The 20,951-nt window shown below is 71.6% G+C and carries 19 protein-coding genes; 12 read left to right on the forward strand and 7 right to left on the reverse strand.

The window, feature by feature from the left end; all coding sequences use genetic code 11:
• Positions 1-58 precede the first annotated feature (58 nt).
• The 5 genes from pgl to tkt all read right to left on the reverse strand — a co-directional run bounded on the left by pgl (position 59) and on the right by tkt (position 7,244).
• Positions 59-829: a 6-phosphogluconolactonase gene (gene pgl, locus OHQ87_RS03790; protein WP_328344980.1), complete on the reverse strand. Its 771-nt coding sequence runs from the start codon at positions 827-829 to the stop codon at positions 59-61.
• Positions 830-1,001: 172 nt separating this feature from the next.
• On the reverse strand, positions 1,002-2,018 hold the full coding sequence (locus tag OHQ87_RS03795; protein WP_328344982.1) for a glucose-6-phosphate dehydrogenase assembly protein OpcA: 1,017 nt from the start codon (positions 2,016-2,018) through the stop codon (positions 1,002-1,004).
• Positions 2,019-2,064: 46 nt separating this feature from the next.
• The gene (gene zwf, locus OHQ87_RS03800) at positions 2,065-3,615 is read right to left on the reverse strand and encodes a glucose-6-phosphate dehydrogenase (protein ID WP_328348727.1); all 1,551 of its coding nucleotides are present in this window, start codon (positions 3,613-3,615) and stop codon (positions 2,065-2,067) included.
• Between the two features lie 304 nt (positions 3,616-3,919).
• The gene (tal, locus tag OHQ87_RS03805) at positions 3,920-5,098 is read right to left on the reverse strand and encodes a transaldolase (RefSeq protein WP_328344984.1); all 1,179 of its coding nucleotides are present in this window, start codon (positions 5,096-5,098) and stop codon (positions 3,920-3,922) included.
• A 16-nt stretch (positions 5,099-5,114) separates the two neighbouring features.
• Complete coding sequence (gene tkt, locus OHQ87_RS03810) at positions 5,115-7,244, reverse strand: transketolase (protein ID WP_328344986.1); 2,130 nt, start codon at positions 7,242-7,244, stop codon at positions 5,115-5,117.
• Positions 7,245-7,507: 263 nt separating this feature from the next.
• Here tkt and OHQ87_RS03815 point away from each other — a divergent pair, with 263 nt between their 5' ends.
• The 3 genes from OHQ87_RS03815 to OHQ87_RS03825 all read left to right on the forward strand — a co-directional run bounded on the left by OHQ87_RS03815 (position 7,508) and on the right by OHQ87_RS03825 (position 10,063).
• Positions 7,508-8,467, forward strand: coding sequence for a heme o synthase (locus OHQ87_RS03815; protein ID WP_328344988.1), 960 nt, complete (start codon positions 7,508-7,510; stop codon positions 8,465-8,467).
• A gap of 341 nt (positions 8,468-8,808) precedes the next feature.
• A complete protein-coding gene (locus tag OHQ87_RS03820; protein ID WP_328344990.1) occupies positions 8,809-9,141 on the forward strand; it encodes a hypothetical protein in 333 nt (110 codons plus the stop codon).
• 7 nt (positions 9,142-9,148) lie between these two features.
• Positions 9,149-10,063, forward strand: a complete 915-nt coding sequence (locus OHQ87_RS03825) for an ATP-grasp domain-containing protein (RefSeq protein ID WP_328344992.1) — start codon at positions 9,149-9,151, stop codon at positions 10,061-10,063.
• 410 nt (positions 10,064-10,473) lie between these two features.
• On the opposite strand, the gene OHQ87_RS03830 is transcribed toward OHQ87_RS03825, so the two are convergent.
• Positions 10,474-11,460, reverse strand: coding sequence for a COX15/CtaA family protein (locus OHQ87_RS03830; protein ID WP_328344994.1), 987 nt, complete (start codon positions 11,458-11,460; stop codon positions 10,474-10,476).
• A gap of 313 nt (positions 11,461-11,773) precedes the next feature.
• Between OHQ87_RS03830 and OHQ87_RS03835 the strand changes: the two genes are divergently transcribed.
• The 9 genes from OHQ87_RS03835 to OHQ87_RS03875 all read left to right on the forward strand — a co-directional run bounded on the left by OHQ87_RS03835 (position 11,774) and on the right by OHQ87_RS03875 (position 19,761).
• Positions 11,774-12,433 (forward strand): helix-turn-helix transcriptional regulator, encoded by a 660-nt coding sequence (locus OHQ87_RS03835; protein ID WP_328344997.1) that lies wholly within the window; start codon positions 11,774-11,776, stop codon positions 12,431-12,433.
• Positions 12,430-13,860 carry a Fe-S cluster assembly protein SufB gene (sufB, locus tag OHQ87_RS03840; protein ID WP_328344999.1) on the forward strand — a complete coding sequence of 477 codons (1,431 nt, stop codon included), beginning with the start codon at positions 12,430-12,432 and terminating at the stop codon, positions 13,858-13,860. The genes OHQ87_RS03835 and sufB overlap by 4 nt, the downstream gene beginning before the upstream one ends.
• Before the next feature lie 151 nt (positions 13,861-14,011).
• Positions 14,012-15,154, forward strand: a complete 1,143-nt coding sequence (gene sufD / locus OHQ87_RS03845; protein ID WP_328345001.1) for a Fe-S cluster assembly protein SufD — start codon at positions 14,012-14,014, stop codon at positions 15,152-15,154.
• A 1-nt stretch (position 15,155) separates the two neighbouring features.
• Positions 15,156-15,482 carry a non-heme iron oxygenase ferredoxin subunit gene (locus OHQ87_RS03850; protein ID WP_328348728.1) on the forward strand — a complete coding sequence of 109 codons (327 nt, stop codon included), beginning with the start codon at positions 15,156-15,158 and terminating at the stop codon, positions 15,480-15,482.
• Entirely contained in the window at positions 15,482-16,255 is a 774-nt protein-coding gene (gene sufC, locus OHQ87_RS03855; protein ID WP_328345003.1) for a Fe-S cluster assembly ATPase SufC, read from the forward strand. Before OHQ87_RS03850 ends, sufC begins: the two co-directional genes overlap by 1 nt.
• Before the next feature lie 25 nt (positions 16,256-16,280).
• Entirely contained in the window at positions 16,281-17,585 is a 1,305-nt protein-coding gene (locus tag OHQ87_RS03860; protein WP_328345005.1) for a cysteine desulfurase, read from the forward strand.
• Positions 17,585-18,061: a Fe-S cluster assembly sulfur transfer protein SufU gene (gene sufU / locus OHQ87_RS03865; protein WP_328345007.1), complete on the forward strand. Its 477-nt coding sequence runs from the start codon at positions 17,585-17,587 to the stop codon at positions 18,059-18,061. Before OHQ87_RS03860 ends, sufU begins: the two co-directional genes overlap by 1 nt.
• 101 nt (positions 18,062-18,162) lie before the next feature.
• Positions 18,163-18,612, forward strand: coding sequence for a metal-sulfur cluster assembly factor (locus OHQ87_RS03870; protein WP_328348729.1), 450 nt, complete (start codon positions 18,163-18,165; stop codon positions 18,610-18,612).
• Positions 18,613-19,074: 462 nt separating this feature from the next.
• Positions 19,075-19,761, forward strand: a complete 687-nt coding sequence (locus OHQ87_RS03875; RefSeq protein ID WP_328345009.1) for an acVLRF1 family peptidyl-tRNA hydrolase — start codon at positions 19,075-19,077, stop codon at positions 19,759-19,761.
• A 75-nt stretch (positions 19,762-19,836) separates the two neighbouring features.
• Here OHQ87_RS03875 and ypfJ read toward each other — a convergent pair whose 3' ends face one another.
• Complete coding sequence (gene ypfJ / locus OHQ87_RS03880; RefSeq protein ID WP_328348730.1) at positions 19,837-20,751, reverse strand: KPN_02809 family neutral zinc metallopeptidase; 915 nt, start codon at positions 20,749-20,751, stop codon at positions 19,837-19,839.
• Positions 20,752-20,951: the final 200 nt, after the last annotated feature.

A 20,951-nucleotide genomic window follows, 5' to 3' on the forward strand; every position in this document is an offset into this window, starting at 1 on the left:
CCCCGGCGACGGCGTGAGCGTCCCGACCTGACCCGGTCCGGGAGGACCGGGCCAGGGCTCAGCGCGGGGTGTGCAGCCGGGCCGGCACGTCGGCCGCCGCCGCCCGGTCGAGCAGCCAGAGGGTACGCGAGACGCCCTGCACCCCGGCGGCCGGCAGCTGCTCCGGGCCGGTCCCGGCCAACGCCGTCCCCACCGCCTGCGCCTTGTCGGCGCCGCTGGCGACCAGCCAGACCTCCTCGGCGGTGTTGATCGTCGGCAGGGTGAGGGTGGTCCGTACCGGCGGCGGCTTCGGGCTGCCCCGCACCGCGCTGACCGGCCGGGTGTCGTGGCGCACCGGGTGCCCGGGGAAGACCGACGCCACGTGCCCGTCCTCGCCGACGCCCAGCATCAGCACGTCGAAGTGGGGGAGTGCGGCGTGACCTGTCCGCGCCGCCCGGGCCAGCTCCTCGGCGTACGCGGCGGCACCGGCCTCCGGGTCGTCGCCGGTGGGGCCGTCGGTGGCCGGCATCGGGTGCACCCGGGCCGGGTCCAGCGGCACCAGGTCCAGCAGCGCGGCCCGCGCCTGCGTCTCGTTGCGGTCCGGATCCCCGGCCGGCAGGAAGCGTTCGTCGCCCCACCAGACATCCACCCGGGACCAGTCGACGGCATGGTGGGCGGGCAGGGCGACCACCGCCCGGTGCACCGCCGCGGCGATCCGCCCGCCGGTCAGCACGATCGACGCCGCACCCCGCTCCGCCTGCGCGTCGAGCAGCTTCACCACCAGCCGGGCCGCCACCGCCTGCGCCAGCAGGTCGGCGTCGGCGTGCACGGCGACACTCGCCTCACTCATCTTGGCCTTTCCCGACCGCTCCACGCGGTCCTGCTCGTCGTGGCGGGACCGGTCGGCCCCGCCGGGTGCCGATGTCACCAGGGATCTCGTCGTGCCGGCCCGCCCGTCCTGGGCGGGCCGGCACCGGACCGGCCGGTGGGCGGCCCCGCCGGACCGCCCACCGGCGCACCGGTCAGGATGCCGTGCTGGTGCCGGAGTGCGCGGTCACGCCCGCCTCGGCCCGCCGGGCGGTGGCCGGGTCCTTCCAGACGTGCACCCGCTGGGCCGGCCGCTGCTCCAGGGCGGGCAGCCCGGCCGCCGCGCCCAACGCCTCGGCGTACACCTGGTCGGCGTCGAGCCGGCGCAGCTCCTCGGCCAGCTCGTCACCGAGCGGGCGACGCACCAGCGGCAGCATCCGGTCGTCCTGGCCGGTACGCCGGAACGTCGCCATGCTGTCGTCCCGGGTCAGCGTCAGCTCGTCGCCGTTGGCGCAGCGCAGCTGCACCTGACGCATCCTCGGGTGGTCGTCGGTGTGCTGCCACTGCGGGTCGATGCCGAGCCGGGCGGCCAGCCAACCCCGCATCAGCGCCGCCGTCGGGTCCCGGCGCGGGGCCACCACGGTCGCCTCGGTGACCCGGGCCTCGGTGGTGTCGAACGCCCCGGCGACCAGGGTGCGCCACGGGGTGATCCGGGTCCACGCCAGGTCGGTGTCGCCTGGGGCGTAGTCCCGGGCCCGTTCCCGCAGCGCCTCGATCGGGTCCACGGCCTGCGCGCAGTCGGTGATCCGTCGGTCGGCGACCACCCCGAGGAAGTCGGTGGCGATCTCCGCCGGCGGCTCCCCGTGCCACCAGGTGACCACCGGTACGTCCGGTACCAGCAGCGGCATCACCACCGACTCGGCGTGCAGGGCGAGCCGGCCGTACATCCGGGTCACCACCGCCTCGCACGGCCCCAGCCGGCCGCCGACCACGATCTCGGCGTCCAGCCGGTTGCGCTCCCGCTCCACGTCGGCGCGGACGACGACGAGCAGCCGGCACGGGTGGGCGGCGGCGGCGATGGTGGCCGCCGCCTCCGCCTCCCGGACCCGCTTCTCGTCGACCACGACGATCAGGGTGAGCGCCATCCCGCTGGCCACCCCGCCCGCGCTGCGCCGCTCGGCGGCGAGCGCCTTGACCACCTCGTTGCCGGTGGTGTCCCACAGCCCGATCACTGGTGCCTCCCGGTCCGCCCGCTGTGCCTGATTCCCTCGTGGCCGTTCACGCCCGCCGCCAGGCGCGGCCCTCGCGGGCCAGCATCTCGTCGGCGGCCCGGGGCCCCCACTCGCCCGACCGGTACGGCTCCGGCTTGGTGCCCTCCCAGGCGTGCTCCAACGGGTCCACCACCGCCCAGCTCTGCTCCACCTCGGAGGCGTCCGGGAAGAGCGTCCGGTCGCCGATCAGCACGTCCAGCACCAGCCGCTCGTACGCCTCGGGGCTGGACTCGGTGAACGCCTCGCCGTACTGGAAGTCCATCGCGATGTCGCGGACCTCCATGGTGGTGCCGGGCACCTTCGAGCCGAACTTGAGCACCACGCCCTCGTCCGGCTGGACCCGGATGACCAGCTGGTTGTTGCCCAGCGACTCCATGTCGGCGGTGTTGAACGGCAGGTGCGGGGCCTTCTTGAACATGATGGCCACCTCGGTCACCCGCCGGGGCAGCCGCTTGCCGGCCCGGATGTAGAACGGCACCCCCGCCCAACGGCGGTTCTGGATGCCCAGCTCCACGGCGACGTACGTCTCGGTGGTCGAGTCGGCGGGGACGCCGTCCTCGTCGAGGTAGCCGACGGCCCGTTCGCCACCCACCCAGCCGGGCAGGTACTGGCCGCGTACGGTGCCCCGGGCGACGTCCTTCGGCAGGGTGATCGCCTTGAGCACCTTCAGCTTCTCGGCCCGGATCTCGTCGGCGTCGAAGCTGGTGGGCTCCTCCATGGCGACCAGGGCGAGCAGTTGGAGCAGGTGGTTCTGGAGCACGTCCCGGGCGGTGCCGACCGAGTCGTAGAAGCCGGCCCGGGAGCCGATGCCGACGTCCTCGGCCATGGTGATCTGCACCGAGTCGACGTACTTGGAGTTCCACAGCGGCTCGAAGAGGTTGTTGGCGAACCGCAGGGCGAGGATGTTCTGGACCGTCTCCTTGCCCAGGTAGTGGTCGATCCGGAAGACGTCCTGCCGGGTGAACACGTCGTCGACCAGGTCGTTGAGCTCCTTCGCCGACGGCAGGTCGTTGCCGAACGGCTTCTCCACCACCACCCGCCGCCAGCCGCCGCACTTCTCGTTGTCGGCCATGCCGGTGCGGGCCAGCTGCTTGAGCACCACCGGGAAGGCCGTCGGGGGGATGGAGAAGTAGAAGGCGGCGTTGCCGTGGATGCCGTGGCTGTCGCGCAGCTTGTCCAGGGTCGCGGCGAGCTTGTCGAAGGCGGCGTCGTCGTCGAACGAGCCGCCGACGAACTTGATGTTGCCGGCCAGCCGGCCCCACACCTCCTCCCGCCACGGTGTCCGGGCGTGCTTCTTCGCCGACTCGTGGGCCAGCGCCTCGAAGTCGCCGTCGCCCCAGTCGCGCCGGGCGAAGCCCAGCACCACGAAACCGGGTGGCAGCAGCCCCCGGTTGGCCAGGTCGTAAACCGCCGGCAGCAGCTTCTTGCGCGCCAGGTCACCGGTCACCCCGAAGATCACCAGGGCACACGGCTCCGGGATCCTGGGGAGCCTGCGGTCCTGCGCGTCGCGCAGCGGATTCACGCCGCCTCCTCGCTCCGTCTGGTCCATGTCGTCCATCGTCACGCCCGCCATTGTCCGATCGCTTCCCGCCGGGCCGGTGCGGCCGGCCTGTCGGCCAGGGGCCGCCGTAGCAGTCGGCCGGCCCCGGTCGGATGGTGCCACCGGGAAGCCCCGCGCGTACAGGGCGGCCGGCACGGAAACGGGCGCGGTCGGTCCGACCGCGTCCGTCCCGGGCACCGCGAGACCGGCACCGGCATCGGCCGGGCCGGTCGACAGCTCACTCACGTCGCCACCGGTGGTGCGGTGGCGACGGCGTGGCGCGTCGCGGGGCAGGGCCCCGCGACGCCTCCGACGCCGTCGGTCACGCGTTCCCGCCGGCCCGCCGGGCCGCCTCGGCGTTGCCCTTGGCCGCCTCGTTCGGCGTGCCGGTGCCCTGCGCCGCGGCGGTCAGCGACTTGCGTACGCCTTCGAGCAGCTCACCCCAGCTGGTCTCGAACTTCTCCACGCCCTCCCGTTCCAGGGTGGCGATCACCTCGTCCATGTCGATGCCGACGGCGGCCAGGTCGGCGAAGACCTGCCGGGCCGCGTCGTACGCGCCGGTGATGGTGTCGCCCCGGGTCTCGCCGTGCTCGGCGTACGCCTGGACCACCGACTCCGGCATGGTGTTGACGGTGCCGGGGGCGATCAGCTCCTCGACGTAGATCACGTCCCGGTAGTCCGGGTTCTTGGTGGAGGTCGACGCCCACAGCGGGCGCTGCGGGTGGGCGCCGGCGTCGGCCAGGGCCTGCCAACGGTCGGAGGAGAAGACCTCGGTGTAGCGCTCGTAGGCGAGCTGGGCGTTGGCGACGGCGGCCTTGCCGCGCAGCGCCTTGGCCTCGTCGGAGCCGATCTTGTCCAGTTGCTTGTCGATCTCGGAGTCGACCCGGGAGACGAAGAACGAGGCCACCGAGCCGATCGCGGACAGGTCGTGGCCGTTGGCCTTGGCCTGCTCCAGACCGGTGAGGAACGCCTCCATCACCGCCGAGTAGCGGTCCAGCCCGAAGATCAACGTCACGTTGACGCTGATCCCCTCGGCCAGGGTCGCGGTGATCGCCGCCAGCCCCGCCTCGGTCGCCGGGATCTTGATGAACAGGTTCGGCCGGTCGACCAGCCACCACAGCGCCTTGGCCTCGGCGACGGTCTTGTCGGTGTCGTGGGCGACCCGGGGGTCGACCTCGATGGAGACCCGCCCGTCGACGCCGTCGCTGCCGTCGTACGACGGGCGCATCACGTCGCACGCCCAGCGCACGTCGTAGGTGGTGAGCATCCGGACCGCCTCCTCCACCTCGATGCCCCGGGTGGCGAGGTCCTTCAGCTGCCAGTTGTACTCGTCGGCGTCGCTCAACGCCTTGGCGAAGATGGTCGGGTTGGTGGTCACCCCGGCCACGTGCTGCTCGCGGCGGAGCTTGTCCAGCCCGCCGGAGCTCAGTCGTACCCGGGAAAGGTCGTCGAGCCAGACCGCCACTCCGGCGGCGGTGAGGTCACCCAGTCTGTCCGTCATGTCGTCCACGCTCTCCTCAGTTGCCGGTCGTGAAACCGGTGATGTCGCCCACCCGGGTCAGCGCCGCGTGCGCGGCGGACACGATCCGGTCGGGGGTGAAGCCGAACTGCTCGAACAGCACGGTGTGCGGGGCGCTCGCGCCGTAGTGCTCCAGGCTGACGCTCTCGCCCAGGTCGCCGACGACGCCCCGCCAGGACATCCCGATGCCGGCCTCGACGCTCACCCGGGCCTTGATCCCGCGCGGCAGCACCGACTCCCGGTAGGCCTCGTCCTGCTCGTAGAACCACTCCTGGCAGGGCATCGAGACGACCCGGGTGGGGGTGCCGTCGGCCTCCAGCCGCTCCCGGGCGGTGAGGCAGAGCTGCACCTCGGAACCGGTGCCCACGATGATCACCTGCGGCTTGCCGTTGGACGCCTCGGCCAGCACGTACCCGCCCTTGGCGGTGCCCTCGGCCCCGGCGTACCGCTCACGGTCCAGGGTCGGCAGCGGCTGCCGGCTCAGCGCCAGCGCGGTCGGCCGGTCGGTGTGCTCAAGCGCCTGCCGCCACGCCCAGGCGGTCTCGTTGGCGTCGGCCGGGCGGACCACGTCCAGGCCCGGGATGGCACGCAGCGCGGTCAGGTGCTCCACCGGCTGGTGGGTCGGCCCGTCCTCGCCGAGGCCGATCGAGTCGTGCGTCCAGACGTACGTCACCGGCAGCTTCATCAGCGCGGCGAGCCGTACCGACGGGCGCATGTAGTCGCTGAACACCAGGAAGGTGCCGCCGTACGGGCGGGTGCCGCCGTGCAGGGCGATGCCGTTGAGGATCGCGCCCATGGCGTGCTCACGGATGCCGAAGTGCAGCGTGCGGCCGTACTCGTGGCCGGGGAAGTCCTTGGTGGCGTGGGCGGCCGGGATGAACGACGGCTCGCCCTTCATGGTGGTGTTGTTGCTCTCCGCCAGGTCGGCCGAGCCGCCCCACAGCTCCGGCAGCACCGGGGCGAGCGCCTCCAGCACCTTGCCGGAGGCGGCCCGGGTGGCCACGCCCTTGGCGTCGGCGGGGAAGGTCGGCAGCGCGTCCGTCCAGCCCTGCGGCAGCACCCGGCCGGCGATCCGGTCGTAGAGCGCCTTGCGCTCCGGGTTGGCCCGCGCCCAGCCGTCGAACTCGCCGGTCCACGCCTGCTCGGCCTCGACGCCCCGGTTGAGCACCCCACGGGCGTGGGTGAGCATGTCCTCGTCGACCTGGAAGCTCTGCTGCGGGTCGAAGCCGAGGATCTCCTTGGTCGCCTTCACCTCGTCGCCGCCGAGCGCCGAGCCGTGGATCTTGCCGGTGTTCTTCTTGTTCGGCGCGGGCCAGCCGATGATGGTGCGCAGCGCGATGAACGAGGGGCGGCCGGTCTCGGCCTTCGCCGCCAGCAGCGCCTGGTAGAGCGCCTCGACGTCCTCGTGGTAGTCGCCCTGGTCGGCGTCGCCGGCCCGCCAGTCGACGGTCTGCACGTGCCAGCCGTACGCCGCGTAGCGGGCCGCGACGTCCTCGCTCTTGGCGATCCGGGTGTCGTCCTCGATCGAGATCTCGTTGTCGTCGTAGATCAGCGTGAGGTTGCCCAGTTGCTGGTGCCCGGCGAGGGCGCTCGCCTCGTGGCTGATGCCCTCCTCGATGTCGCCGTCGGAGGCGATGCACCAGATGTTGTGGTCGAAGACCGAGGCGCCCGGCTCGCTCTCCGGGTCGAACAGGCCGCGCTCGCGGCGGGCCGCCATCGCCATCCCCACCGCGTTGCCCAGGCCCTGCCCGAGCGGGCCGGTGGTGGTCTCGACGCCCGGCGTGTGGCCGTGCTCGGGGTGGCCCGGGGTGAGCGAGCCCCACTGCCGCAGCGACTTCAGGTCCTCCAGGCTCAGGGGGTAACCGGAGAGGAAGAGCTGGATGTAGAGGGTCAGGCTGGAGTGCCCGGCGGACAGCACGAAGCGGTCCCGGCCGGGCCAGTTCGGGTCGGCCGGGTTGTGTCGCATCACCCGGTTGAACAGCAGGTACGCCGCGGGCGCGAGGCTCATCGCGGTGCCGGGGTGGCCGTTGCCGGATTTCTCCACGGCATCCATGGCCAGGACGCGGGCGGTGTCGACGGCCCGGCGGTCGAGGTCGGTCCAGTTGAGTGCGGGTCGGTTGGCAGCCACTATGGTTGTGCTCCTCGGCAGATGGGCGGAACCCTCACTGGTGACCCTATCGAGCGGGTCTAAACGTCCGCCCGGGGATCTCAGCAGGCAGTTACGTATGCGCGGGCCGGATCGTTCGGTCACCCGTCAGGTGTGACGGCCCGCACCGTTGTCGGGTCGCCCGGGCAGCGAAAACGACGGCGCGTAGTGTGTGGTCCGGTGTGTGGACCCCTCCGGGTCCCGCCGAACCGACCTCCCCTGCCGACGCCGGAAGGTGGCAATCCGTGAGCATGATCACCGAGCGCCCCGTCAGCAACTCTGCCGGGCAGCCGCCGGTGCGCACGGTGACCGGGGAACCGGTGGCCCGCCGACGGGACGTCCGTGCGGTGGTGTCGGCGTACGTGGCGCTGACCAAGCCCCGCATCGTCGAACTGCTGCTGGTGACCACGGTGCCGGCGATGATGCTCGCCGACGGTGGCCTGCCGTCGCTGTGGCTGATGGCCGTGGTGCTTGCCGGCGGCTCGCTCGCCGCCGGCGCGGCGAGCGTGCTCAACTGCTACATCGACCGGGACATCGACCAGTTGATGCGGCGCACCAAGCGGCGTCCGCTGCCGGCGCACACCGTCTCGCCCCGCAGCGCCCTGGTCTTCGGGTTGGTGCTGGCGGCGGTCTCGATCGCCCTGATGGCGACGTTCACCAACCTGTTGGCGACGGCGTTGACGCTGGCCGCGATCGTCTACTACGACCTGGTCTACACCCTCTGGCTCAAGCGCACCACGACGGCGAACACCTTCTGGGGCGGGGCGTGCGGGGCGGCGCCGGTGCTGATCGGCTGGGCGGCGGTGACCGGTTCGCTGGCGCCGCAGGCCTGGGCGCTGTTCGCGGTGGTCTTCTTCTGGCAGATGCCGCACTTCTACCCGCTGGCCATGAAGTACAAGGACGACTATGCCCGCGCCGGGATCCCGATGCTGCCGGTGGTGGCCTCGCCCCGGCGGGTCAACGCCGAGATCCTGATCTTCGCCTGGCTCACCGTGGCGACCTCTCTGGCGCTGTGGCCGATGGGCATGAGTGCGATCTACGGGGTACCGACCGCGCTGGTGGGTGCCGTCTTCCTGGTCGAGGCGCACAAGCTCTGCCGGCGGGTGACCCGGGGCGAGCCGGTCAAGCCGATGCGCCTGTTCCACTGGTCGACCACCTACCTGACCATCGTGTTCGCCGCGGTGGCCCTCGACGCGCTGCTCTGAACCCGCTCCGCGCGCCCGCGTGGCCCTCGGTTCCCCGCCGATGGACCTCGTCCCCGCCGGGGCAGGGGCGCCCGGTGGGTCTTGTCCCCTACGGGGGCCGGGACGGCCGTCGTGCCGAAGGAGCCGGCCGGAATCGCGTCCGGATGATGAGATTTTTTCCGGGTGCGGCAATGCACCGCAAGGTGGGCACATCGGGACGATCCACCGGAGGATTGTGCCCGAATTTATCGGACATATGCGGGTAATTGGCCTCTACTTTCCGACAAACCTTCGGGTAATTGGTATCACAAATAGTTCATGATTCTCGCGCGTAGGGGTGCCAGTCTGCTTAGGCTTCGGCCATGGCAGAAGGTTCCGATACGACGCTGACGGCTGAGCAGACCGCCGAACCGGCCCCCAACGGGCTGGTCTCGGGCATCAAGTCCTTCGCCGCCGCACACGGCGGCGCGAAGGCGGTCATCGAGTACGTCGGCAAGCGGGGTGCGCGGATCGTCCTGGTCGGCACCGACGGTGCATGGGGTGACCAGTTCGCCGAGGACACCGTCACCGCCCGGGAGGCGTGCGCCCAGGCGGGGGTCACCGTCGAGAACGCCTGGGAGCGCGAGCTGATGGACCAGATGCGGCCGAGCAACGACCTGTGGCGGTCGATGGCCAGGCGCACGATGTCCCGTTGACGACACCTTGACCACCGACCAGCCGACCCGGGGGGAACCCCGGGTCGCTCTCGTCACCTGCTCCCACTTCGCCGACCTCGTCCCGGACGACCGACTCGTGCTCGCCCCGCTGGCGGCGCGTGGCGTCACCGTCGACACCGCCGTCTGGGACGACCCCCGGGTCGACTGGGGTCGCTACGACCTGGTGGTACTCAGGTCGCCCTGGGACTACGTACCCCGGCGGGACGAGTTCGTCGCCTGGGCGCGGGGCGTGCCGACCCTGGTCAACCCCGCAGACGTGGTCGACTGGAACACCGACAAGCGCTACCTGAGCGAGCTCACCGCCGCCGGGGTGCCCACCGTGCCGACCTCCTGGGTCGAGCCGGGAGCATCCTGGGAGCCGCCCTCGACGCCCGGTGACTACGTGGTGAAGCCGACGGTCAGCGCCGGCAGCCGGGACACCGGCCGGTACGACCTGACCGACCCGGAGCAGCGGACCCTGGCCGTCCGGCACGTCCACCGGCTGTCGACGGCCGGCCGGGTCGCCATGGTCCAGCCGTACCTCAAGGCGGTGGACACCGTCGGTGAGACCGCGCTGCTCTTCCTGGCCGGCCCGGACGGCCCGGTCTTCAGCCACGCCGTCCGCAAGGGCGCCATGCTCGACGGCCCGGATCCGGGTGTCGAGTGGTCCTACAGGCCTGCCGAGATCGGGCCGAGTGCCGCGACCGACGAGCAGTTGGCCGTCGCCGCGCGGGTGCTGACCGAGGTCCCGGGAGGCCCGCAGCGGCTGCTCTACGCCCGGGTGGATCTCGTCCCGGGGCCGGACGGCACGCCCGTGCTGATCGAGCTGGAGCTGACCGAGCCGTCGCTGTTCCTCGGGTACGCCGACGGGGCCCCCGACCGGCTCGCCGACGCGGTGCTCACCCACCTCGCCCGCCGCTGACCCACCCCACCACGAGCTCCACCCATCCCCACTGGCAAGGCCGCCTCGTACCCAACCCAGCAAGCTCGTGCTACTTCGTGGTTGTCAACACCGTTGCGACGGCTGTTCGTCGACCAGCGCTGCCTCGCCGATCATGGAGTTGTGGTGGGTGACAGAACGCCCGTAAAACCCCAAAGTCGGCACCACCACTCCATGATCGCCGAGCGGGCCCACCCCGCTCCCCGATCTGGCACTTCCTGTCCCGGGTTGACCAGCCGCCCACGGCGTTAACGCAACGGTGTTGTCGTGGTTGTAGTGGCCTCCGGGCGTAGCGAGGCCACTACAACCATGTTCGAGCGTGACCTTGAGGCATGTCGGTGGGCGCGCGGTGGGCATGTCGGTGGGGCGCGCTGGGTGCGGGTGGGGTGCGCTCAGACGGGGGACGGCACCTGCTCCGTCGCTGCCCGGGGACTGACCTGACCGGTCGGGAGCGGGCGGCGCTGCCGGGTCGACCAGAGCATCGCCAGGGTGGCCAGCAGCACCAGGCAGGAGCCGAGCATGTGCGCGGCGACCAGCACGGCCGGCAGGTGGGTGAAGTACTGCACGAAGCCGATCAGGCCCTGCCCCAGCTCCACCCCGACCAGCACCAGGGCGGCCCGGGCCGGGCCGGCCGCGTCGACCGCGCGGAACGCGAGGACCAGCGCGACGGAGAGCCCGATCAGCAGGAACACCCCGTCGGCGTGCACCTGGGAGATCGTCTCCGGATCCAGCCCGTTGCGGGCCGCGCCGTGGTCGCCGGCGTGCGGGCCGCTGCCGGTCACCCAGGTGCCGACGACCAGGACCGCGACGCTGACCGCGGTGGTGAGCAGGGCCAGGCTGCGCAGCGGTCGGGGCACGACGGGCATCGCCGGCCCGTCCGGGTCGACCACCCGACGCCAGAGGGCGTACGCCGCCGCGATGACCGCCATCGAGGCGAGGAAGTGCAGCCCGACCACCCACGGGTTGAGGTTGGTCAGCACGGTGATCCCGCCGATGACGGCCTGCGCCGGAATGCCGAGGAACACCGCCACCGCCAGTCCGAGCAGGCCGGTGCGCCGGGGCCGGTGGGCCAGCACGGCCAACAGGGTGGCCAGGGCGATCGCCCCGACCGCGAAGGTGAGCAGCCGGTTGCCGAACTCGATCACCCCGTGCACGCCCATCTCGGCCGTCGTGGTGTACGACGCGTCGGTGCACCGGGGCCAGGTCGGGCAGCCGAGCCCCGACGCGGTGAGCCGGACCGCCCCGCCGGTGACCACGATCGCCACGTTGGCCACGATCGAGGCGTACGCGAGGCGGCGCAGCAGGGTGGTCGAGACCGGGAACCGGTCGGGCAGGCGGACCAGCGCGGCGGGGGCCGGGAACCGGACGGATCGCTTCACGACGCGAATCCTACGCACCGTAGTGGTTCCCGATCGGGTGACTCCACCGACCCGGTGGGCGGAATCACCGGAGTGGGGTTTGCAGCCCTCCGGCGAATTACGTAACGTTGGCGTTGTGAAAAACGTGGCGGCGCTCTCCGGGCATTCGCCGACGACCGGACCGGTCGTCGGCGTCGGCGCGCGGTCGCGCCGTCCCGTGCGACGTGCCGATCAGGCTGGCGGCGCGCGAGGTGCTGATCAGGCTGGCGGCGCGCGAGGCGCGGCACCGGAGTCGACCTCCGCTGCCGCCGGCGATCTTTCCACCCGGGACCGGGTGACCCAGCTCCTGCTGGAGCAGGGGGCGTCCACGGCAGGGCAACTCGGCTCGGCGCTCGGCCTCAGCCCCGCCGCGATCCGCCGGCACCTCGACGCGATGCTCGCTGACGGTGACGTGCTCGTCCGGGAGCAGACGGTGCGGGGCAGCCGGGGCCGGGGGCGACCGGCGAAGGTCTTCCTGCTCACCGACGCCGCCCGGGTGCGCTGTGGCACCCACCACTACGACAACATGGCCACCGCCGCGTTGCGCTGGATCGCCCGCAGCGGTGGCCCCGATGCGGTCGAGGCGTTCGCCGCCGACCAGGTCGCCGCGCTGGAGGCCCGCTGCCGGGCCGCCATGGAGGACGCCGGCGACGATCCGCTCGCCCGGTCGGACGCACTTGCGGGCGCGCTCACCGCCGAGGGTTACGCTGCCAACGCGTCCACGATCGCCTCCGGCGGTCAGCTCTGCCAGCACCACTGCCCGGTGGCGCACGTGGCCGCCGAGTTCCCCCAGCTGTGCGAGGCCGAGACGGCGGTCATCTCCCGTCTGGTCGGCACCCACGTGCAGCGCCTGGCCACCATCGCGCACGGCGACGGGGTGTGCACCACGCACATTCCGGCCCAACCGCGTGCCCAGTCCGGTAACACCGTCACCACTGTGAGGACAGATAGATGACCGAGCAGATCGTCCAGCCCCTGACCCAGGAAGAGCAGCTCGCCGCCCTCGGTCGCTACGAGTACGGCTGGTCCGACTCCGACGCCGCCGGGGCCACCGCCCAGCGCGGCATCAACGAGGCGGTGGTGCGGGACATCTCGGCGAAGAAGAACGAGCCGGCCTGGATGCTCGACCTGCGGCTGAAGGGCCTGCGGCTGTTCGGCCGCAAGCCGATGCCGTCCTGGGGCGCCGACCTCACCGGGATCGACTTCGACAACATCAAGTACTTCGTGCGCTCCACCGAGAAGCAGGCCACCAGCTGGGAGGACCTGCCGGAGGACATCAAGAACACCTACGACCGGCTGGGCATCCCCGAGGCGGAGAAGCAGCGGCTGGTCGCCGGGGTCGCCGCGCAGTACGAGTCCGAGGTGGTCTACCACAAGATCCGTGAGGACCTGGAGGAGCAGGGTGTCCTCTTCCTGGACACCGACACCGCCCTCAAGGAGCACGAGGACGTCTTCAAGGAGTACTTCGGCACGGTGATCCCGGTCGGCGACAACAAGTTCGCCGCGCTGAACACCTCCGTGTGGTCCGGCGGCTCGTTCATCTACGTGCCGAAGGGCGTGCACGTGGAGATCCCGCTCCAGGCGTACTTCCGGATCAACACCGAGAACATGGGCCAGTTCGAGCGGACGCTGATCATCGTCGACGAGGGCGCCTACGTGCACTACGTCGAGGGGTGCACCGCGCCGCTCTACTCCTCCGACTCGCTGCACAGCGCGGTCGTCGAGATCATCGTCAAGAAGAACGCCCGCTGCCGCTACACGACCATCCAGAACTGGTCGAACAACGTCTACAACCTGGTCACCAAGCGGGCCGTCTGCCACGAGGGCGCCACCATGGAGTGGGTCGACGGCAACATCGGCTCCAAGGTCACCATGAAGTACCCGGCGGTCTACATGACCGGCGAGCACGCCAAGGGCGAGGTGCTCTCGGTGGCGATGGCCGGCGAGGGCCAGCACCAGGACGCCGGGGCCAAGATGGTGCACGCCGCGCCGCACACCTCGTCGTCGATCATCTCGAAGTCGATCGCCCGGGGTGGCGGCCGTACCTCCTACCGGGGTCTGGTGCAGGTGCTTGAGGGTTCGCACCACAGCCGGAGCACGGTCAAGTGCGACGCGCTGCTCGTCGACACCATCTCCCGCTCGGACACCTACCCCTACGTCGACATCCGCGAGGACGACGTGTCGATGGGGCACGAGGCGACCGTCTCCAAGATCAGCGATGACCAGCTCTTCTACCTGATGAGCCGGGGTCTGAGCGAGGACGAGGCGATGGCGATGATCGTGCGGGGCTTCATCGAGCCGATCGCCAAGGAGCTCCCGATGGAGTACGCCCTGGAGCTCAACCGCCTGATCGAACTCCAGATGGAGGGCGCGGTCGGCTGACGCCGACCGCCGGCCCGGGTCGCCTACCGGCCGGAGCGGTCGCGGCCCGGCCCGACCCACCCGCCGGAGCGGCCGCGGCCCATCGGCCCGGCCCGCGAGCAGCCCGACCCACCCTCCGCTCAATACCACGGACAGACAGACCAAGGAAGAGATGACTATCCAGGCTTCCGCGCCACCGAGCACCAAGTCGCAGGCGCTCCGCTCGTACGACGTCGCCGACTTCCCGGCCCTGACCGGCCTGGAGGAGGAGTGGCGCTTCACCCCGCTCAAGCGGCTGCGTGGGCTTACCGGCGGGGCGCCGGCCGCCACCGGTGCGGTCCGCCACGAGTACGCCGAGCTGCCGGCCGGCGTCACCGTCGGGCGGATCGGCCGGGACGATCCCCGGGTGGGTAGCGTGCTCACCCCGGTCGACCGGGTCAGCGCGCTGGCGTACGGCGGTGCCGGGCAGGCGCTGCTGGTCGAGGTCGCGGCCGACGCCGTGGTCGACACCCCGGTGACCCTGCGGGTGGTCGGCGACGACGCCGCCGGGCTGGCCTTCGGGCACACCTTCGTCGACGTGGGCCGGTTCGCCGAGGTGGTGCTGGTGCTGGAGCACGTCGGTTCGGCGACGCTTGCCGACAACGTCGAGGTGGCGGTGGCCGACGGGGCGAAGCTGACCCTGGTCACGGTGGCCGACTGGGCCGCCGACGCGGTGCAGGCCCAGCACCTGAAGGTCCGGCTCGGCCGGGACGCCAAGGTGTCGCACATCCAGGTCAGCCTGGGCGGTGACCTGGTCCGCCAGAACACCACAGTCGAGTACACCGGCCGGGGCGGCGAGGCCGAGCTGTACGGCGTCTACTTCGCCGACGGCGGCCAGCACCTGGAGCACCGCCAGCTCGTCGACCACAACGTGCCGGACTGCCGCTCGTACGTCGGCTACCGGGGCGCGTTGCAGGGCGACGAGGCGCACACCGTCTGGGTGGGTGACGTGCTGATCCGGGCCGGGGCGACAGGCACCGACACGTACGAGATCAACCGGAACCTGCTGCTCTCCGACGGCGCGCGGGCGGACTCCGTACCCAATCTGGAGATCGAGACCGGCGAGATCGCCGGTGCCGGCCACGCCAGCGCGACCGGCCGGTTCGACGACGAGCAGCTGTTCTACCTGATGGCCCGGGGCATCCCGGAGGGTGAGGCCCGCCGCCTGGTGGTCCGGGGCTTCTTCGCCGAGCTGATCAACAAGATCCCGGTCGAGTCGCTGCGCGAGCGGTTGGGAGACGCGATCGAGGCCCGGCTCACGAAGGCCGGTGCCTGACGTGATCCGGATCTGCTCCACCGAGGACGTGCCGAAGGGCACCGTGATCAGCGCCGACGTCGACGGCACCCAGATCGCCGTGGTGCACGGCACCGACGGCCGGTTCTACGCTGCCCACGACGAGTGTTCGCACGCCTCGGTCGCGCTCTCCGAGGGTGAGGTCGAGGGCTGCACGCTGGAATGCTGGCTGCACGGTTCCCGTTTCGACCTGCGGACGGGTGAGCCCAGCGGGCTGCCCGCCACCGAACCCGTTCCCGTCTATCCCGTCGACGTACGCGACGGCGACATCTACGTCAGTCTGACGCCGAGCAATGGAGTGACCCGATAATGAGCACCCTGGAGATCCGCGACCTGAAGGTGTCGGTCAAGCTGCCCGAGGGCGAGCTCAAGCCGATCCTGTCCGGTGTCGACCTGACCGTCCGGTCGGGGGAGACCCACGCGATCATGGGCCCGAACGGCTCCGGCAAGTCGACCCTGGCGTACTCGGTCGCCGGTCACCCCAAGTACGAGATCACCGGCGGCTCGGTCACCCTCGACGGCGTCGACGTGCTGGAGATGACCGTCGACGAGCGGGCCCGCGCCGGCCTCTTCCTGGCCATGCAGTACCCGGTCGAGGTGCCCGGCGTCTCGGTGGCGAACTTCCTGCGGACCGCCAAGACCGCCATCGACGGCACGGCCCCGAAGCTGCGTACCTGGGGCGGCGAGCTGCGCGGCGCGATGGAGAAGCTCCAGATGGACCCGGCGTTCGCCCAGCGCAACGTCAACGAGGGCTTCTCCGGCGGCGAGAAGAAGCGGCACGAGATCGTGCAGCTGGAGCTGCTCAAGCCCAAGATCGCCATCCTCGACGAGACCGACTCCGGCCTCGACGTGGACGCGCTGCGGGTGGTCAGCGAGGGGGTCAACCGGGTCCGCGACACCGGCGACACCGGTCTGCTGCTGATCACCCACTACACCCGCATCCTGCGCTACATCAAGCCCGACTTCGTGCACGTCTTCGTGGCCGGCCGGATCGTCGAGCAGGGCGGCCCGGAGCTGGCCGACAAGCTCGAGGAAGAGGGCTACGAGCGGTACGTCGCCGGAGCCGGCGCGGCGCGGGTCTGAACCCACACGGACAGGGGCCGCTGAGATGACCACCATCGCCATCCCGGACGGGATGCCGCAGTACGACGACGTGCCGCGCTTCGACGTCGCCGCGGTTCGCGCCGACTTCCCGATCCTCGACCGGGAGGTCAACGGACACCGGCTGGTCTATCTCGACAGCGCCAACACCTCGCACAAGCCTCGTCAGGTGCTCGACGTGCTCACCGGGCACTACGCGATGCACAACGCCAACGTGTCGCGCTCGGTGCACACGCTGGGCACCGAGGCGACCGAGGCGTACGAGGGCGCACGGGCCAAGATCGCCGCGTTCGTCAACGCGCCGAGCGTGGACGAGGTGGTGTTCACCAAGAACTCCACCGAGGCGATCAACATCGTGGCGTACGCCTTCTCCAACGCCTCGCTGCGCACGGACGCCGACGAGCGGTTCCGGCTCGGCCCCGGCGACGAGATCGTGATCTCCGAGATGGAGCACCACTCGAACATCGTCCCCTGGCAGTTGCTTGCCGAGCGGACCGGCGCGACCCTGCGCTGGTTCCCGGTCACCGACAACGGCCGGCTCGACGAGTCGGGGCTGGACGAGCTGGTCACCGAGCGGACGAAGATCGTCTCGCTGGTGCACACCTCCAACATCCTCGGCACGGTCAACGCCACCGCCCGGATCACCGGGCGGGTCCGCCAGGTGGGTGCGTTGCTGCTGCTCGACTGCTCGCAGTCGGTGCCGCACCTGCCGGTGGACGTGGTCGACCTGGACGCCGACTTCGTCGTCTTCACCGGGCACAAGATGTGCGGCCCGACAGGCATCGGCGTGCTCTGGGGCCGGGGCGAGCTGCTCGCCGCGATGCCACCGGTGATGGGCGGCGGCTCGATGATCGAGACGGTGTCGATGGCCCGGTCCACGTTCGCCGCACCGCCGGCCCGGTTCGAGGCGGGCACCCCGCCGATCGCCGAGGCGGTCGCGCTCGGCGCGGCGGTCGACTACCTCACCGGCGTCGGGATGCGGGCGATCCAGTGGCACGAGAAGGAGCTGACCGCCTACGCGTTGGACGCCCTCGCCACCGTGCCGGGGCTGCGGATCTTCGGTCCGACGGTGCCGGTCGGCCGGGGTGGCACCATCTCGTTCGCGCTCGGCGACGTGCACCCGCACGACGTCGGGCAGGTCCTCGACTCGCTCGGCGTGCAGGTGCGGGTGGGTCACCACTGCGCCAAGCCGGTCTGCACCCGGTTCGGTGTGCCGGCCATGACCCGGGCGTCGTTCTACCTGTACACCACCACGGAGGAGATCGACGCCCTGGTGTCGGGCCTCGAACAGGTGCGGAGGATCTTCGACTGATGCAGCTGGACCAGCTCTACCAGGAGATCATCCTGGACCACTACAAGCGCCCGCAGGGGCGCGGTCTGCGCGATCCCGACGACCCGGCCGCCCGGGTGGCCGAGGCGCACCACGTCAACCCGACCTGTGGTGACGAGGTGACCGTACGGGTGGCCACCGTCGGCGACATCGTGGCGGACATCTCGTACGACGGGGTCGGCTGTTCGATCAGCCAGGCGTCGGCGAGCGTGCTGTACGACCGGCTGTCCGGTCGGTGCGCGGCCGAGATCGCCGCCGTGCACGCGGGATTCGTGACGTTGATGTCCGGCCGTGGCCAGGTCACGCCGGACGAGGAACTACTCGGTGACGGGGTGGCGTTCGCGGGTGTCGCCCGCTACCCGGCCCGGGTCAAGTGCGCGCTGCTGCCGTGGATGGCGTTCAAGGACGCCGCGGCACGCGCGGGGGTGGGCGTGAGCCCGACGGAGGTTGAGGCATGAGCGAGAACACCGCTACCGAGGCGACGCCGGCGACCGGCGACGCCAGCACCACCACACCGCCCGGCGCGGTGCCGCCGCCGGCCGTCAACGGCGCTGCCGGGGTGGCGGGTGCCGACGCCCCGCCCGGTGTCGCCGGGACCTCGGCCGGCGACGCGACGGCGGACGTCGACGGGGCGGCGGGTGTCGAGTCGGCCCCGGCCGCCGCAGGGACGGTCGAGGCCGGGGGCAGGGCGGTCGTCGCCGACATCGAGGAGGCGATGAAGGACGTCGTCGACCCCGAGCTCGGCATCAACGTGGTCGACCTCGGCCTAGTCTACGGCGTGCACGTGGACGACCAGAACATCGCCACCCTGGACATGACGCTGACCTCGGCGGCCTGCCCGCTCACCGATGTGATCGAGGACCAGGCCCGGCAGGCGCTGACCACCGGCCCCGGTGGGGGACTTGTCGACGACATCCGGATCAACTGGGTCTGGCTGCCGCCATGGGGCCCGGACAAGATCACTGACGAGGGGCGGGACCAGCTCCGCTCCCTGGGCTTCAACGTCTGACCCTGGTCGGCTCCGCGGGCACGGCACCCCTCACCGGGTGCCGTGCCCGCTCCGTCTTCGCGGCTGACCCTGGGCCGACGTGCTGATCAGCGTGGCATGACGTCCGGGATCCGCAGTGCCGGGGAATCCGGTGGCGGCACGGCGGGCTCGGGTCGATGATGGGCCGATGATCGAGGGGTACCCGATGCAGAGTCCCGTCCGTGCGGCCAGCGCCGCGCGCCGACAGCGGACCCTGCGGGAGTGCGGATCGGCCCGTCACCGATCGTCGTGAGCGCCGCGTTCCTGGCCCGGTCTGGTGGCCGGCTACGGCGTCGCGGTGCACGCCGTAGCGGGCTGTGTCGGCGGGCTGTGTCGGCGGATGCGACCGCCGACCGGCATCGCCGGGCCCGGCGATGCCGGCGGTCGGTGGCGCGGGCCCGGTGCCGGCGGGGCGGGCCGACCACCGTGCCGTACGGTCGGGTCATGAGCAGCCGACCCGCAGCCGGCGGCGGCCGGTGGGTCGAGGTCGACCCGGTCCGGGTCGCGCGCTGGGCCGAGGGCTTCGCCGATCGGCACGGCCCGCCCACCACCACCATCGAGGGGTACGGGCTGCTGCTCACCGCCCCCGACGGCGCGACCGCCGAGCTGCACCTCCCACCAGGTGCCCCGCCCCTCGGCGACGCGGCGGGAGACACCGACGCGCCCTCGCGGATCGACGGCCTGCCGGGATTCGTCGGCGTCGCCGCCGCGCCCCGCCGGATCGGGCTGCTGCTCGCCCGCAAGGGCGCGGTGGCGGTCGGTGTGGCGGTCGGTGAGGAGCTACTGGTCTCCAAGGTGGACACCCGTTACGTGCAGGGCCGTACCGCCGCCGGGGGCTGGTCCCAGCAGCGGTTCGCCCGGCGGCGGGACAACCAGGCGAAGGCGGCCCTGGGCGACGCGGCCGACCTGGCCGTACGACTGCTGTTGCCCGAGGCGGCGACGCTGGCGGCGCTGGTCTGCGGTGGCGACCGGCGGGCCGTCGACACGGTGCTTGCCGACCGGCGGCTGGCCCCGCTCGCCGCGCGGCGTGCCGAACGGCTGCTCGACGTGCCCGAACCACGGCACGCGGTGCTGGTCGGCGCGGTCACCGCCGCCCGCGCGGTCCACGTCCTGGTCCGCGATCCGGCCTGAGCCGGTCGCGACGACGACGGCGGCCGGTGGGCGTGCGCCCATCCGACCGCCGTGCCGGTGCCGCTGCGGTGCCGGTCAGAGGCTGCCGCCGAAGGTGTCGCAGGTCTTCGGGTCGCCGCTGGTGTAGCCCTTGGTGAACCACTGCTTGCGCTGCTCGGAGGAGCCGTGGGTGAACTCCTCCGGATTCACCGGGCGGTTGGCCCGCTTGGAGATGGCGTCGTCGCCGATCTTCTCGGCGGTGTCGATCGCCTGTGCGATGTCCTGCTCGGTGATGCTCTTGAAGATCTTCTGGCCCTGCTCGTCGGCGGTACCGGTGGCGTTCTTGGCCCAGGCGCCGGCGTAGCAGTCGGCCTGGAGTTCCAGCTTGACCGAGAGCGCGTTGGCGCTGCCCGGGTCCCGCTGCTGCTGGCGGCGCATCTGTGCCTCGGTGCCGAGCAGGTCCTGCACGTGGTGGCCGTACTCGTGGGCAAGCACGTACGGCTGGGCGAACTCACCTTCCGCGCCGAGCTGGTCGGCGAGGGTCTGGTAGAAGGTCAGGTCGATGTAGACCAGGTCGTCGGCCGGGCAGTAGAACGGCCCGACGCCGGAGTCGGCCTGGCCGCAGCCGGTGTTGACGCCCTGGCTGAAGAAGACCGTCTTGGACGGCTGGTACTGCTGGCCGAACCGCTCCGGCAACGAGGTCCGCCAGTACGCCTGGATCGAGTTGACGTAGAGGGTGTTGCGGCAGTCCAGCTGCTTCAGCGCGTCGTCGGCGGAGCACTTCTGTTCCAGTGACGTGTTGTCGCCCGATTCGGCACCGCCGCCGCCGTTCATCGCGTTCAGCCCGAATCCGCCACCCACCAGGGCCACCAGCACGGCGATGATGAGCCCGACGATGCCACCACGCCCACCACCGCCGGGGATCGGGATGCCCATCCCGCCACCCCCGCCGGATCCTCGCCGGTCGTCCACCTGGCCGGTGTCGACCCGCGCGTTCTCGTTCAGCTCCATGTTGACCCCGATCACCGATTCGTCACGTCTGAGGGTTGCGGTACCGGACCGGGTCCGGACGGCGTTTCCGGTACCCGATGATCTTGTACGGTAATCCGGACGGTGTGCGCCGGGCCGCCCCGGTACACTTGTCGGGTGCTGCGCTGCGAAGGCTGAATCGCCCCGCGCCGACGGGAACCACCGACCCGCCGGCGCTTTCG

This window comes from Micromonospora sp. NBC_00421, from assembly GCF_036017915.1.
Lineage (GTDB): Bacteria > Actinomycetota > Actinomycetes > Mycobacteriales > Micromonosporaceae > Micromonospora.